The 13,677-nt window shown below is 67.7% G+C and carries 14 protein-coding genes; 8 read left to right on the forward strand and 6 right to left on the reverse strand.

What is annotated here, in order from left to right:
* Positions 1-84: 84 nt before the first annotated feature.
* Genes AC1DYK_RS17100 through AC1DYK_RS17115 form a run of 4 tightly spaced genes read right to left on the reverse strand, consistent with a single transcriptional unit; the run spans position 85 to position 4,090 of the window.
* Positions 85-1,125 (reverse strand): VWA domain-containing protein, encoded by a 1,041-nt coding sequence (locus tag AC1DYK_RS17100; protein ID WP_478167412.1) that lies wholly within the window; start codon positions 1,123-1,125, stop codon positions 85-87.
* Complete coding sequence (locus AC1DYK_RS17105; protein ID WP_478167413.1) at positions 1,122-2,108, reverse strand: DUF58 domain-containing protein; 987 nt, start codon at positions 2,106-2,108, stop codon at positions 1,122-1,124. Before AC1DYK_RS17105 ends, AC1DYK_RS17100 begins: the two co-directional genes overlap by 4 nt.
* On the reverse strand, positions 2,089-3,099 hold the full coding sequence (locus tag AC1DYK_RS17110; protein WP_478167414.1) for an AAA family ATPase: 1,011 nt from the start codon (positions 3,097-3,099) through the stop codon (positions 2,089-2,091). Before AC1DYK_RS17110 ends, AC1DYK_RS17105 begins: the two co-directional genes overlap by 20 nt.
* Positions 3,100-3,121: 22 nt before the next feature.
* A complete protein-coding gene (locus AC1DYK_RS17115) occupies positions 3,122-4,090 on the reverse strand; it encodes a S1C family serine protease (RefSeq protein WP_478167415.1) in 969 nt (322 codons plus the stop codon).
* A 91-nt stretch (positions 4,091-4,181) separates the two neighbouring features.
* Between AC1DYK_RS17115 and AC1DYK_RS17120 the strand changes: the two genes are divergently transcribed.
* Entirely contained in the window at positions 4,182-5,042 is an 861-nt protein-coding gene (locus tag AC1DYK_RS17120) for a TatD family hydrolase (protein WP_478167416.1), read from the forward strand.
* Positions 5,043-5,165: 123 nt separating this feature from the next.
* On the forward strand, positions 5,166-5,513 hold the full coding sequence (locus tag AC1DYK_RS17125) for a hypothetical protein (protein ID WP_478167417.1): 348 nt from the start codon (positions 5,166-5,168) through the stop codon (positions 5,511-5,513).
* A 51-nt stretch (positions 5,514-5,564) separates the two neighbouring features.
* Here AC1DYK_RS17125 and AC1DYK_RS17130 read toward each other — a convergent pair whose 3' ends face one another.
* Positions 5,565-6,395, reverse strand: a complete 831-nt coding sequence (locus AC1DYK_RS17130) for a mechanosensitive ion channel family protein (protein ID WP_478167418.1) — start codon at positions 6,393-6,395, stop codon at positions 5,565-5,567.
* Between the two features lie 50 nt (positions 6,396-6,445).
* On the opposite strand from AC1DYK_RS17130, the gene AC1DYK_RS17135 reads away from it, so the two are divergent.
* The 5 genes from AC1DYK_RS17135 to AC1DYK_RS17155 all read left to right on the forward strand — a co-directional run bounded on the left by AC1DYK_RS17135 (position 6,446) and on the right by AC1DYK_RS17155 (position 11,629).
* Positions 6,446-6,979, forward strand: coding sequence for a DNA-deoxyinosine glycosylase (locus tag AC1DYK_RS17135; RefSeq protein ID WP_478167419.1), 534 nt, complete (start codon positions 6,446-6,448; stop codon positions 6,977-6,979).
* Positions 6,976-7,719, forward strand: a complete 744-nt coding sequence (locus AC1DYK_RS17140; protein WP_478167420.1) for a class I SAM-dependent methyltransferase — start codon at positions 6,976-6,978, stop codon at positions 7,717-7,719. Before AC1DYK_RS17135 ends, AC1DYK_RS17140 begins: the two co-directional genes overlap by 4 nt.
* Before the next feature lie 7 nt (positions 7,720-7,726).
* Positions 7,727-9,514, forward strand: coding sequence for a type IV pilus assembly ATPase TfpB (gene tfpB, locus AC1DYK_RS17145; RefSeq protein WP_478167421.1), 1,788 nt, complete (start codon positions 7,727-7,729; stop codon positions 9,512-9,514).
* A gap of 104 nt (positions 9,515-9,618) precedes the next feature.
* Positions 9,619-10,107 (forward strand): tripartite tricarboxylate transporter TctB family protein, encoded by a 489-nt coding sequence (locus tag AC1DYK_RS17150; protein WP_478167422.1) that lies wholly within the window; start codon positions 9,619-9,621, stop codon positions 10,105-10,107.
* Positions 10,108-10,117: 10 nt separating this feature from the next.
* On the forward strand, positions 10,118-11,629 hold the full coding sequence (locus tag AC1DYK_RS17155) for a tripartite tricarboxylate transporter permease (protein ID WP_478167423.1): 1,512 nt from the start codon (positions 10,118-10,120) through the stop codon (positions 11,627-11,629).
* Positions 11,630-11,680: 51 nt separating this feature from the next.
* Here AC1DYK_RS17155 and AC1DYK_RS17160 read toward each other — a convergent pair whose 3' ends face one another.
* Positions 11,681-12,607 carry a LysR family transcriptional regulator gene (locus tag AC1DYK_RS17160; protein WP_478167424.1) on the reverse strand — a complete coding sequence of 309 codons (927 nt, stop codon included), beginning with the start codon at positions 12,605-12,607 and terminating at the stop codon, positions 11,681-11,683.
* A gap of 98 nt (positions 12,608-12,705) precedes the next feature.
* Here AC1DYK_RS17160 and AC1DYK_RS17165 point away from each other — a divergent pair, with 98 nt between their 5' ends.
* Positions 12,706-13,677, forward strand: a complete 972-nt coding sequence (locus AC1DYK_RS17165; protein ID WP_478167425.1) for a Bug family tripartite tricarboxylate transporter substrate binding protein — start codon at positions 12,706-12,708, stop codon at positions 13,675-13,677.

Below are 13,677 nucleotides of genomic sequence, written 5' to 3' on the forward strand. Positions count from 1 at the left end.
GTTGGCATAGTCGCACTCGGGGCCGGGCGTGGCCACCACGCCCATAACGCCAGCCGGTGGCGCCGAAGTACTTGGAGAACGCCGCTACAGGATGCGATTGAACCAGAGCAGCGACAGGCCGGCGGACAGCAGCGCCAGCGCGGCCGCGCCCATCGCGAACAACGCCGAGATCTCGGTCTCCTTCTTCTCGACCGTGAGCCGCGAGCTCAGCGTGTTGTAGACCTTCTTGAGGTCGTTCGCGGTGCCCGCATAGAAATATTCGGCCTGCGTCTTGTTGGCGATCGCCTTGAGCGTTTCCTCGTCGAGCCGCACCCGCATCGACCAGCCCTCGAAGCCGATGGTCTCGCCGTCGACCGTGCCGATGCCCACCGTGTACACGCGCACGCCGCGGTCGGCCGCCACCTTGGCGGCATCGAGCGGGTCGACGCCGGTGGTGCGCTGGCCGTCGGTCAGCATGATGATCGCGGCCGAGGTGTAGGAGCCCGGCGCGACCGGGGTGAACTCCTTCGGCGGCGGCTTGCCGGCACGCTCGATGGGGACGCCGGTCTGCCGGCTCTTCGGCGCGAAGTCGGAGATGTCGATGCCCGCGTCCGGGAACAGCGTGGCCAGCGACACCACGATCGCGTTGCCGGTGGCGGTCGCGCGCTGCAGCTGGAAGGAGTCGATCGCGGTGACCAGGTCCTCGCGATTGGTGGTCGGCAACTGCGCCACCTGCGCGCTGCCCGCGAAGGCGACGATGCCGACCTTCACGGTGCGCGGCAGTTCCTTCAGGAAGCTCTTGGCCGCCTCCTGCGCGGCGACCAGCCGGTTGGGCTGCACGTCGGCCGCGCGCATGCTGCCGGAGACGTCCATCGCGAGGATGATGGTCTGCTGGTTCGAGGGCAGCACCACCACCGCCATCGGCCGCGCGGCCGCGATCAGCATCGCGCCCAGCGCCAGCAGGAACAGCAGCGGCGGGATGTGGCGCCGCATGGTCTGGCCGGCGCTCATGGCTTCGCGCACGATCGACAGGCTGGCATAGCGCAGCGCCAGCTTCTTCTTGCGCCGGATCAGCCAGAGGTACAGCAGCACCAGCAAGGGCATGGCGAGCAGCAGCCAGAGGAATTGAGGCCAGAGGAAAGTCATGAAGCCACCATCCGGGACTGTCCGCTGCGCACGCGGCGCTTGCGCATGTCGGCGAAGCGCACGATGGCCTCCACCAGATCGTCAGCGGTCGAGAGTTCGAGCGCGTCGACGCCGATCTTGGCCAGCGCCTGGCGCAAGGTGGCTTCGCGTTCCGCGGCGATGCGGGCGAAGCGCTTGCGAAAACCCGCATCATGGGTGTCGACCCAGAGCTGTTCGCCGGTCTCGGCGTCGTGCAGCGGCACCAGGCCGAGGTCGGGAAGCTCGAGCTCGAGGGGATCGAACAGGCGCACCGCCACCACGTCGTGGCGCTGCACGAGGTGGGCGAGCGGCCGTTCCCAGCCGGGCTCGGTGACGAAGTCGGAGACCACAAACACGGTCGAGCGGCGCGGTATCAGCATCGCCGCCGACTTGAGCAGGTCGGCCAGGCGGGTCATGCCTGTCTGGTCGGGGGCGATCCTTGCTGCGCGGCGCTCCATCGCATACAGCAGGTGCAGCACATGGCGTCGGCCGGTGCGTGGCGGGATCACGGCTTCGATGTCGTTGCCGTAGACCATCGCACCGACACGGTTGCCGTGCCGGGTCAGCAACCGGGCGACGACGCCGACGAAGCCGGCCGAGATCTCGCGCTTGGCCTTGGCGCCCGAGCCGAAGTCGACCGAGCGGCTGAGGTCGAGCACGAACCAGGCCGCCATCTCGCGGTCTTCCGTGAACACGCGCACGTGCGGGGTCTGCAGCCGCGCCGTGACGTTCCAGTCGATGTGGCGCACGTCATCGTGGTGCTGGTACTCGCGCAGGTCGGCCAGGTCCAGGCCGGTGCCGCGCATCAGCGTGCGGTAGTCGCCCTGCAGCAGGCCGTCGAGCCGGCGGATCACGGTCCATTCGAGCCGGCGCAGCGCGCGCTCCACGCCGCCGGCCGCAGCGTCGATGGTTGCGAGCTGCTCGTCGTTGGCGGCTTGCGCGCGCTTAGGCCACCAGCTTTTCATGTTCGAGCGGCTTGGGCGGCGCGGGCACGGCCCGCATGATCCTGTCGATCAGGCTGTCGGGCGTGAGGCCTTCCGACAGGCCCTCGTACGACAGCGTGACGCGGTGGCGCAGCACGTCGGGCACCAGCGCAGTCATGTCCTCGGGCAGCGCATAGCTGCGGCCGCGCAGCAAGGCCAGTGCGCGCGCGCCCTGGGTCAGGTTGATGCTGGCGCGCGGGCTGGCACCGAAGGTGATGAAGCGCCGCATGTCCTTCAGGCCGTGCTTCTCGGGGGCGCGCGTGGCCGACACCAGCCGGACCGCGTACTGGATCAGCGAGGGATCGACATAGACACGCTGGGCCTCGGCCTGCAGGGTCGCGAGCTGGTCGGTGGTGGCGACCGGAATGGCTTCCACCGGCGGGCCGATCACGCGTTCGACGATCACGAACTCTTCCTCGTCGCTCGGATAGTCGACCAGCACCTTCATCATGAAGCGGTCGACCTGCGCCTCGGGCAGCGGGTAGGTGCCTTCGGTCTCGATCGGGTTCTGCGTCGCCATCACGAGAAAGGGGCGCGGCACCTTGTGCGTCTCGCCCGCGATCGTGACCTGCCGCTCCTGCATCACTTCGAGCAGCGCGCTCTGCACCTTGGCCGGCGCCCGGTTGATTTCGTCGGCCAGCAGCAGGTTGGCGAACACCGGGCCCAGCGAGGTGCTGAAGTCGCCGGTCTTCTGGTTGTAGATGCGGGTGCCGACCAGGTCGGCCGGCACCAGGTCGGGGGTGAACTGGATGCGCTTGAACCGGCCGCGCACGGTATCGGCCAGCGTCTTCACCGTCAGCGTCTTGGCCAGCCCGGGCACACCCTCGACCAGCAGGTGTCCACCGGCCAGCATCGCCACCATCACCCGTTCGAGGAAGCGGTCCTGGCCGACGACGACGCGCTTGACCTGATAGAGGATCTGCTCCATCAGCTCGGCCGTGACCGGGGCGGGCGATTCAGGCTCTGTGCTCATGCTGGGTGCTTTCGTCGGTGGGTCAGAAGGGGGGCGAGCCGGCGGCGGATGCTGCGTTCTCGATCGGCACGGCGAAGCCGATGCCGATGAAGGTGCGCTGCTGGGTCGGGTTCAGGATGGCGGTCACGATGCCGAGCACCTCGCCGTTCATGTTGACCAGCGGGCCGCCCGAGTTGCCGGGATTGGCGGCGGCGTCGAACTGGATCAGGTTGCTGAGTTCCTGCTTGCCTTCAGGCGAGCGGAAGGACCGATTGAGACCGGACACCACGCCGGCCGACACCGAGGGTCCGATGCCGAACGGGAAGCCGACCGCTGCCACCTGGTCGCCCGGCATCAGGTCGGCGGTCGATCGCATGGTGGCCGGGATCAGGTCATCGGGCAGCTTCTGGGCCTGCAGCACCGCCAGGTCGTTCTCGGGCTGCAGCGCAGTGATGGTGGCCGGCGCCTCGAGGCCGTCGGCGAAGGTCACCTTGATGGTCTCGGCGCCGGCGACCACGTGCAGGTTGGTCAGGATCACGCCCTTGTCGACGATCACCACGCCGGTGCCGACGCCGCGCTCGACCTGCTTGCCGGCCACTTCGTCGGTGACCTCCGGTGGCTTGGCCTTGGCGAGATTGCGGCCGCGTTTCTCGATCTTGGCTTCGGGCGTCGTCTTCTCGGTGCCGTAGCCCACCACGCGGACCACGGAGGGGCGGATGATCTCGGCGGCCCGGGCGGCAGGCGAGGGCAGCGGGGCGGTCTGCAGCGTGCGCAGCACCGCCGCGTCGATGTCCTTCTGGGTCAGCGCCTGAGCGCCCTGGTGCGGCCAGAAGTAGGCGCCGGTGGCGCCCATGCCGACCATCAATGCCAGCAGCAGGCCGAAGCTGCGACGCCCGGGCTGCCAGGCAGCGGCGGGAGCCTGCGCGATCGTCTGGGCTGCCTCGGGCGTAACGGCCTCGGCCGCATCCTGCGGCCCTCGGGGCGAGCGGCTGTAGAAAGCAGGCCTGCGCATCGGGGCACCTCCGCACAAAAGAGAGAGTCGCTGTAGGAGGCACGGTAGCACGCTTTCCGCGGCCGTGCATCCCTTCGGGCATCATCGCGCGATGTCCCGCTTCGTCGACACCCATTGCCACCTCGATGCGCCCGAGTTCGGCTCGGAAATGCCCCGGATCCGGGCCCGCGCCCGAGACGCCGGCGTCATGCTCTGCGTCATCCCCGCGGTGGCTGTCTCCAACTTCGCGACCGTGCGCGAACTTGCGCACCTGCAGGACGATGCCTATGCGCTCGGCATCCATCCGCTGTGCACCGGCGAAGCGCGCGACGAGGATCTGGGGTTGCTCGACGAGGAACTCGGCCGCCGGCGCGACGACCCGCGGCTGGTGGCGGTGGGCGAGATCGGCCTCGACTATTTCGTCGCCGGCCTGGACCCCGCGAAGCAGGAGCGCTTCTTTCACAGTCAGTTGCAACTGGCACGCAAGCACGGGCTGCCGGTCATCATCCATGTGCGCCGCTCGGTGGACAAGGTGCTGATGCATCTGCGCCAAGTGGCGCCGGGCCAGGGCTGGCAGGGCATCGCGCATGCCTTCAACGGCAGCGAGCAGCAGGCGCAGGCCTGCATCGACCTGGGCCTGAAGCTGGGCTTCGGCGGCGCCGTGACCTTCGAGCGTGCTCTGCAACTGCGCCGGCTCGCCGCCATGCTGCCGCTGGACGCGATCGTGATGGAGACCGACGCGCCGGACATCCAGCCCCACTGGCTCTATCGCACGCAGGCGCAGCGGGAGGCGGGCCAGCCGCAGGGGCGCAACGAGCCCGGCGAGCTGCCGCGCATCGCCGAGGTCGTGGCGGGCCTGCGCGGGATGGAGCGCTCGGCGCTGGCCGAAGCGACCACGCGCAACGCCGCCGCGGCCCTGCCACGTCTGGCTTCGCTGATCGGCCTGTCGGCCGACCACCCGCGCCCGGCGTAGGCGAAGCACCCGACTTGGGGCCGTTGCGGTGCGGCAGCGGATTTTGGTGTCATCCTTCGAACTCGTGCAGTCGTTGCATCACAGTGGCAAACCGTCACTCCAACTCATACAAGGAGCCATCCAATGAGCAAACCCATCGTTCGCACCCTGCCTGCCGCAGTGGCCCTGGCCTTCGCTTGCATCGGCGTGTCGGCAACCGCGCAAACCACGGCGCCCAGCACCACCCAGAAGGTGGAGAACGCCGGCGAGAAGGCCTGGGATGCCACCAAGAGCGGCACCGAGAAGGCTTGGGATGCGACCAAGAGCGGCACCAAGAAGGCCGTGACGGCCACCGAGAAGGGCGCCAAGGCAACCGGGAACGCGATCGGCAACGTGGCCACCGATGCCGCCGACGGTACCCGCAAGGTCGGCGACAAGATCGGCGAGAAGATTCCGGGCACCGTCCAGAACGAAGCCGCCAAGAAGCCCTGACTTCGCCGCGCTCGCCGCCCCAATGAAAAACCCGCCGTCGGCGGGTTTTTTTCAGGCGGTCGGCGGCGGTGCGACGGACCGGTGTACCAGCGGGGTCTCGGGCGTCGGATAGCCGGCGGCGCCGAAAGTGCGGACGATCGCCTTGTGGGTGTCGAAGTAGACCTGCCAGTAGTGGTCGGTGTGGGTGTACGGACGCACCGCGAGCAGGGGCCCCTCGGGCGTGAACTGCAGGATCTCGACGTCCGGCGGCTGCTCGGCCGAGACGTTGGCGATCTGGCTCACCGCGGCCTTGAGCAGCGCGATGGCCTGGTTCACGTCGACCCCGTTGGCGATCTTCGCGGTGACGTCGACCCGGCGAAAGGGCAACTGGCTGAAGTTCTGGACCGGATCCGACAGCACCTTGTTGTTGCCCACCGTCGTGACGACGTTGTCGGGCGTGATCAGCGTGGTGCCGAACAGGCCCAGTTCCTTGACTGTGCCGCTGATGCCGCCGCCGACGGTGACGTAGTCGCCGACCCGGTACGGACGCAGCACCTGCAGGAACACGCCGGCCGCAAAATGCGTGAGCAGGCCGCCCCAGGCCGTGCCGATCGCCAGCCCGGCGCCGGCCAGCAGCACCGCGAAGGAGGTGGTGCGGACGCCGAACATGTCGAGGATCGCGAGGATCAGGACGATGTTGAGCAGCACGCCGAGGATCGAGACCAGGTAGTGGTTCAAGGTCGGGTCCATGCTCTTGCCGCGCTCGAGGGCCTTGGCCACCAGGCGCTGCGCCAGGCCGATCAGCCAGCGGCCGATGGCCCAGGCGATCAGGGCGCCGATCACTTTCAGGCCAAAATCCACGCCTTGCGTCGTCAGGAAAATCCAGATCGCTTCCGTATTCATTTCTTCTCCTCGCAGGTGCCGATGCTTCGGCAAACCGTGCAGCGTTCGTCATGAATAAGCCGGTCTCGCGCCCAGGCGACGTCAAGGCCGTGCTCACGGGGCTCGCGCCAATCGTTTCCGAAAACACCGCCTTGTTGATCCTCGGCAGCTTTCCTGGGGCCCGGTCGATCGCGCAGCAGCAGTATTATGCGCACCCGCAGAATGGTTTTTGGAAGATTTTGCAGGCGCTGTGGCCCGGAAACCCGCTGCCAGTGGGTGAAGGCAGCTATAAAAAGCGTAGCGCCTGGTTGCTCGACCGGGGGCTCGGCGTGTGGGACGTCTATGCCAGCTGCGAGCGCGAAGGCAGCCTCGATTCGGCGATCCGCGAGCCCGTGGCGAACGATATCGCGAGCCTGCGCCTGCCCCGGCTCGCGGCCATCGCGCACAACGGCGGCGAAAGCTTCCGGCATGCGCGGCACACGCGGGCGCTCGGCGTCCCGGTCCATCGGCTGCCCTCGTCGAGTCCTGCCAACGCCTCCTGGAGCCTCGAGCGCAAGGTGCAGGCGTGGCGCGAGGTGTTTGAAAGGTATTTGGTCATTCCATGAAAGTCTCCCTTCCCGAAGTCAATTTTTCCGATTGGGGCGACGTGCGCTATCTGCACCTCGGCACCGAATGGGTGCAGGGTTCGATGAAGCTCGATGCGCCCTTCGAGATCGAGCTCGAATACGTCCAGCGCATGATGGCCTGGCTGCTGTTCGTCGATCCCGCCGGCGTCGGCAAACGGCATGCGATGCAGCTCGGCCTGGGCGCGGCCAGCCTGACCAAGTTCTGCCGCAAGACGCTGCGCATGCGCACCACGGCGATCGAGCTCAATCCGCAGGTCGTGGCCGCCTGCCGCGGCTGGTTCAAGCTGCCGGCCGACGACACCAAGCTCGAGATCGTGATCGCCGATGCCGCCGCCGAGATCCGCAAGCCGCGCTGGCTGGGGACGGTCGATGCGCTGCAGGTCGACCTGTACGACCACGAGGCGGCCGCGCCGGTGCTCGACAGCGAGGCCTTCTACGCCGACTGCCGCGCCTTGCTGACCGAGGACGGCGCCATGACCGTCAATCTGTTCGGCCGCTCGTCGAGCTACGAGCGCAGCCTCGAGAAGATCACCGCGGCCTTCGGCGCCGAGGCGGTCTGGGCCTTCAAGCCGACGCGCGAGGGCAACACCGTGGTGCTGGCCCAGCGCGAAGCCACCCGTCCCAAGCGGCCCCTTCTTGCCGAGCGCGCCCAAAGCATCCAGACTCGCTGGGGCCTGCCCGCTCCGAAGTGGCTGCGGGTCTTCAAACCCCAGAGCTGATCTCCCCATGAGCGCCGTCACCCCCGCCGCCACCGCCGCCCCGCGCCACGAGGGCCCGCTGGTCCTGCGCCACCTGATCGAATGGCTGGCCCAGGATGGCGTGATCTCGCCGGTCGAGGCCAAGCGCACGCAGGCGCGCTGCGCCCAGGCCGAGAGCCGCCAGGCACCGCTGGTACGCCTGGCCAATGTCGCGATGGTCCGCGAGAGCGACGGCAAGCCGCTCGATCTCGAAATGCTGGCCCAGTGGCTGGCCGGCCGCGCCGGGCTCTCGTACCTGCGGATCGACCCGCTCAAGGTCGATGTGGGCAAGGTCGCCGACACCATGAGCGCGGCCTATGCCGAGCGGCACAAGGTGCTGCCGGTGCAGGTGACGCCCAGCGAACTGGTGGTGGCCACCGCCGAGCCCTTCCTGACCGACTGGATCGCCGAAGTCGAGCGCCAGTCGCGCCGCACGGTGCGCCGGGTGGTCGCCAACCCGACCGACATCCAGCGCTACACGGCCGAGTTCTTTGCGCTGGCCAAGTCGGTGCGGGCGGCGCAGAAGGCCGGCGGCAACGCCGGCGGCGCGAGCTTCGAGCAGCTGGTCGAGCTCGGCAAGAGCAACAAGCAGCTCGACGCCAATGACCAGAGCGTGGTGCAGGTGGTCGACTGGCTGTGGCAGTACGCCTTCGACCAGCGCGCCAGCGACATCCACCTGGAGCCGCGGCGCGACCAGGGCATGATCCGCTTTCGCATCGACGGCGTGCTGCATCCGGCCTACCAGATGCCGATGGGCGTGATGAACGCAATGGTCGCGCGCATCAAGCTGCTCGGGCGGATGGACGTGGTCGAGAAGCGGCGTCCGCTCGATGGCCGCATCAAGACCCGCAACCTGCGCGGCGACGAGGTCGAGATGCGCCTGTCGACGCTGCCGACCGCCTTCGGCGAGAAGATGGTGATGCGGATCTTCGACCCCGACACGGCGGTCAAGGACCTCGACGCGCTCGGCTTCACCCCGCACGACGCGCAGCGCTGGGAGAAGCTCGTGACCCGGCCGCACGGCATCATCCTGGTGACCGGCCCGACCGGATCGGGCAAGACCACCACCCTCTACTCGACGCTCAAGCGCGTCGCGACCGAGCAGGTCAACGTCAGCACGGTGGAGGACCCGATCGAGATGATCGAGCCCTCCTTCAATCAGACGCAGGTGCAGGCACAGATCGATTTCGGCTTCACCGAAGGCCTGCGCGCACTGATGCGGCAGGACCCGGACATCATCATGGTCGGCGAGATCCGCGACCTCGCCACGGCCGAGATGGCGGTCCAGGCGGCGCTCACCGGCCACCTGGTCTTCAGCACCCTGCACACCAACGACGCGCCGAGCGCGATCACCCGGCTGATGGAGCTCGGCGTGCCGTCCTACCTGATCAACGCGGTGATGCTCGGCGTGCTGGCCCAGCGCCTGGTGCGCACGCTGTGCCCGCATTGCAAGCAGCCGGACGAGTCGGTGACGCGCGAGAAGCTGGCCGAGTTCGTCAAGCCGTGGCAGATCAGCGGCTCGGTGCGCGCCTACAAGCCGGTCGGCTGCGTCGACTGCCGCATGACGGGCTACATGGGGCGCATGGGGCTGTACGAGCTCCTGAGCATCAGCGAGGAATTCAAGGCCCTGGTCACGAAGGAGCCGAACGCGGTCGGGCTGCGGCGCCAGGCGGTGGTCGACGGCATGCGGCCGTTGCGCCTGGCCGGCGCGCTGCGGGTCGCGGAGGGTGTGACCACCATCGAGGAAGTGCTCAGCGCCACCCCCCCACTGGAATGAGGCAAGCAGGGATAACCCTGAAGAGCCGGTAGGTGGAATCCACATCGAGCTGACTTCAGCCTGACCACACAATCTCCGATCGAGTTTTTTCGTGGAGACTGTTCGTGAAAATCAAGAGTCAGAAAGACTTCTTCTCGGGGGTGATGTTCGCCGTCGTGGGAGTCGCTTTCGCCTGGGGGGCGACAACCTACAACGTCGGCAGTGGCGCCCGCATGGGTCCGGGCTACTTCCCGCTGATGCTCGGCATCCTGATGGCCGTCATCGGCCTCGTGATCATGTTCACCGGCCTCACGGTCGAGACCGAGGACGGCGAGAAGATCGGCAAGTGGGCCTGGAAGCAGGTGCTCTACATCCTCGGTGCCAACCTGGCGTTCGGCGTGTTGCTCGGCGGCCTGCCGAGCCTCGGCGTACCGGCCATGGGCCTGATCATCGCGATCTACGCCCTGGTGACCATCGCCAGCCTGGCTGGCGCCCACTTCGAGCTGCCCAAGGTGCTGATTCTCGCCACCGCGCTGGCTGTCGGCAGCTACATCGCCTTCATCTGGGCGCTCAAGCTTCAGATCCAGGTCTGGCCCACCTTCATCACGGGCTGAGGACCGGCAAATGGAACTTCTCAATAATCTCTCCCTCGGTTTCGGTGTCGCGTTCACCTTCACCAACCTGCTGTACTGCCTGGTCGGCTGCATCCTGGGCACCCTGATCGGCGTGCTGCCGGGCATCGGCCCGGTCGCCACCATCGCGATGCTGCTGCCCGCGACCTACGCGCTGCCGCCGGTGTCGGCCCTCATCATGCTGGCCGGCATCTACTACGGCGCCCAGTACGGCGGCTCCACCACCGCCATCCTGGTCAACCTGCCGGGCGAATCGTCCTCGGTGGTGACCGTGATCGACGGCTACCAGATGGCGCGCAAGGGGCGAGCGGGGCCTGCGCTCGCGGCCGCCGGCCTGGGCTCGTTCTTCGCCGGCTGCGTCGGCACGCTGATCCTGGCGGCCTTCGCGCCGCCGCTGACCGAGCTGGCCTTCAAGTTCGGCCCGGCCGAGTACTTCTCGCTGATGATCCTGGGCCTGATCGGCGCCGTGGTGCTGGCCTCGGGCTCGCTGCTCAAGGCGATCGCGATGATCGTGCTGGGCTTGCTGCTGGGCCTGGTCGGCACCGACGTCAATTCGGGCGTGGCGCGCTTCAGCTTCGACATTCCTGAGCTCACCGACGGCATCGGCTTCGTCGCCATCGCGATGGGCGTGTTCGGCTACGGCGAAATCATCGCCAACCTGTCGCGCCCCGAGGAAGACCGCGAGGTCTTCACCGCCAAGGTGTCCGGCCTGTTCCCGACCAAGGAAGACTTCAAGCGCATGCTGCCCGCGGTGCTGCGCGGCACGGCGCTCGGCGCGGCGCTCGGCATCCTGCCCGGCGGCGGCGCGCTGCTGGCGGCTTTCGCGGCCTACACGATCGAGAAGAAGACCAAGCTGCATCCGGGCGAAGTGCCCTTCGGCAAGGGCAACATCCGCGGCGTCGCGGCTCCCGAGTCGGCCAACAACGCCGGCGCGCAGACCTCCTTCATCCCGCTGCTGACGCTGGGCATTCCGCCCAACGCCGTGATGGCGCTGATGGTCGGCGCGATGACGATCCACAACATCCAGCCCGGCCCGCAGGTGATGACCAGCAACCCGGAGCTGTTCTGGGGCCTGATCGCCTCGATGTGGCTCGGCAACGCGATGCTGATCATCCTGAACCTGCCGCTGATCGGCATGTGGATCAAGCTGCTGTCGGTGCCCTACAAGTACCTGTTCCCGGCCATCGTGCTGTTCTGCGCCATCGGCGTGTACTCGACCAACAACAACACCTTCGACATCTGGATGGTGGCGATCTTCGGTTTCATCGGCTACGCCTTCTTCAAGCTCGGCTGCGAACCCGCACCGCTGCTGCTGGGCTTCATCCTGGGGCCGATGATGGAAGAGAACTTGCGCCGCGCCCTGCTGCTGTCGCGCGGCGACTGGATCGTCTTCGTCACGCGGCCGATCTCGGCCGGCCTGCTGGCGGCGGCGCTGCTGCTGCTGGTGATCGTGCTGCTGCCCGCGGTCAAGTCCAAGCGCCAGGAAGCCTTCGTCGAGGATTGAGCGCTGCGCTCCTTCCGGCTTCACGCAACGGCACCTTCGGGTGCCGTTTTTTTACGTCTTGTGCGCGCGCGGCGGCTTCATGTGCTGCCTGGCCATGGCGAGGAAGGCCATGGCGGCCGGGCTGAGCGGATGCTTGGCCAGCCGCACCGCGACGACCGGGTACTCCAGCGCCGGACGCGTCACGGCCACCGCGCGCAGGTTGCCCGGCATCAGGACTTCCACGTAGCGAGGCAGCAGCGCGACGCCGGCGCCGGCCTGGATGAGCCCGAACGCGGTCGACAGCATCGAGACATGGTGGACCACGCGCGGATACACATTGGCCACGCTCGACAGCTGGCGGCTGACGGATCGCCACACGTTGGCGTCCGGATTGACGTGGATGAAGGCCAGCGCATCCAGGTGCCGGGCATCGATCACCACCCGCTGGGCCAGCGGATGATCGTCGCGCACGAAGAGCGCCATGCGCTCGCTGAACAGCGGCTCGGTCGCGAGCTCGGAGTGCTGCTGGCCGATGTCCGAACCGAAGCCCAGGTCGGCCTCCTGCGAGAGGATCCGCGAGATCATCTGCTCGGCCGTGCTGTCCATCAGCACCGTCGCCAGCGCCGGGTGCTGCTGCGAAAAGCGGCCCAGAAGCGGCGGCAGCAGGGCGCCCGCCGTGAGATGGCCCACGGCCAGGACCACCCGCCCTTCGCGCAGCTGGGACTGCGACCGGCAGGCGCCGACGGATTCATCGATCAGCCGCAGCGCGCGCACGGCCGTGTCGACCATCATCTGGCCGGCATTGGTGATGCGGATGCGGCGGCCTCGAACCACCAGGGGCTGGCCGAGCTCGTGTTCCATTCGCTTGACCAGGTGGCTGATCGCGGGCTGCGTGAGCTGCAGGGTTTCCGCCGCGAGGGTGAAGCTGCCGGTTTCGGCGACCGCCGCCAGGGCCCTGAGCTGCTGCAGCGAGATCTCTTCCGCGGTGTTTCTTGCCATAAGCAGAATTCATAGTTCGATAAGCCGGATTATCTGGCTTGATGCTCTGGCGTTGCATAGCATCCGATTTCCTCTCCACAGGGACAGAATCCAGAACCATGAAGCGAATCCAGTTCATTCAGGCCTGTGCCGCCGTGCTTTGCGTGGGCGCAACGTCCGCCAGCCGGGCGCAGGGCTATCCGGCCAAGCCGATCCGCCTGATCGTGCCATTCCCGGCCGGTGGCGCCACCGACCTCTTCGCGCGCACCCTGTCGCAGAAGATGGGCGAGAAGCTCGGCACCACGCTGGTGATCGACAACAAGCCCGGCGCCGGCGGCGCGATCGGCTCCGATGCCGCGGCCAAGGCGACGCCCGATGGCTACACCCTGCTGCTGGCCACCACCAGCACGCACTCCATCGGCCCGGCGATCAACCCGAAGCTGCCCTACGATGCGGTGCAAGACTTCACCCCGATCGCGCACGTGGGCGATGCGCCCAGCATCATGCTGGTGCCCAACAACTCGCCGGCCAGGACGGTGCGCGAGTGGATAGCCTACGCACAGAAGAACCCGGGCAAGCTCAACTACGCGTCGAGCGGCAACGGCACCATCGTGCAGCTCACGGCCGAGCTCTTCAAGTCGCAGGCCGGCGTCTTCGTCACGCACATCCCGTACAAGGGCACCGCGCTCGCGATTCCCGACCTGATCACGGGCAAGGTCGACGTGCTGTTCGACTCGCTGCCGACCGGCATGCCGCACGTGCGCGACGGCCGGCTGCGGGCGCTGGGCGTGACGACGCTGAAGCGCAGCCCGCTGGCGCCGGAACTGCCACCGATCGCCGACGTGCTGCCGGGTTTCGAGTCCAATACCTGGTTCGGTCTCTACGGCCCCAAGGGCCTCCCGGCCGATCTCGTGACCCGCATCAACAGCGCCGCCAATCAGTCGCTCAGCGACCCGGAGACGCGCGACAAGCTGGCACGGCTCGGGATCGAACCCACCACCAGCACGCCGGCGCAGCTCGCGAGCATGGTGGCGCAGGACGCCGCCAAATGGAAAAAGATCATTACCGAACGCAAGATCACAGGGGACTGA

It is taken from the genome of Variovorax sp. P2_H12, assembly GCF_056403395.1.

Coding starts and splice junctions, on each gene's coding strand:
- AC1DYK_RS17100 (WP_478167412.1), bottom strand. CDS start 1,125: ATGACTTTCCTCTGGCCTCAATTCCTCTGGCTGCTGCTCGCCATGCCC.
- AC1DYK_RS17105 (WP_478167413.1), bottom strand. CDS start 2,108: ATGAAAAGCTGGTGGCCTAAGCGCGCGCAAGCCGCCAACGACGAGCAG.
- AC1DYK_RS17110 (WP_478167414.1), bottom strand. CDS start 3,099: ATGAGCACAGAGCCTGAATCGCCCGCCCCGGTCACGGCCGAGCTGATG.
- AC1DYK_RS17115 (WP_478167415.1), bottom strand. CDS start 4,090: ATGCGCAGGCCTGCTTTCTACAGCCGCTCGCCCCGAGGGCCGCAGGAT.
- AC1DYK_RS17120 (WP_478167416.1), top strand. CDS start 4,182: ATGTCCCGCTTCGTCGACACCCATTGCCACCTCGATGCGCCCGAGTTC.
- AC1DYK_RS17125 (WP_478167417.1), top strand. CDS start 5,166: ATGAGCAAACCCATCGTTCGCACCCTGCCTGCCGCAGTGGCCCTGGCC.
- AC1DYK_RS17130 (WP_478167418.1), bottom strand. CDS start 6,395: ATGAATACGGAAGCGATCTGGATTTTCCTGACGACGCAAGGCGTGGAT.
- AC1DYK_RS17135 (WP_478167419.1), top strand. CDS start 6,446: ATGAATAAGCCGGTCTCGCGCCCAGGCGACGTCAAGGCCGTGCTCACG.
- AC1DYK_RS17140 (WP_478167420.1), top strand. CDS start 6,976: ATGAAAGTCTCCCTTCCCGAAGTCAATTTTTCCGATTGGGGCGACGTG.
- tfpB (WP_478167421.1), top strand. CDS start 7,727: ATGAGCGCCGTCACCCCCGCCGCCACCGCCGCCCCGCGCCACGAGGGC.
- AC1DYK_RS17155 (WP_478167423.1), top strand. CDS start 10,118: ATGGAACTTCTCAATAATCTCTCCCTCGGTTTCGGTGTCGCGTTCACC.
- AC1DYK_RS17160 (WP_478167424.1), bottom strand. CDS start 12,607: ATGGCAAGAAACACCGCGGAAGAGATCTCGCTGCAGCAGCTCAGGGCC.
- AC1DYK_RS17165 (WP_478167425.1), top strand. CDS start 12,706: ATGAAGCGAATCCAGTTCATTCAGGCCTGTGCCGCCGTGCTTTGCGTG.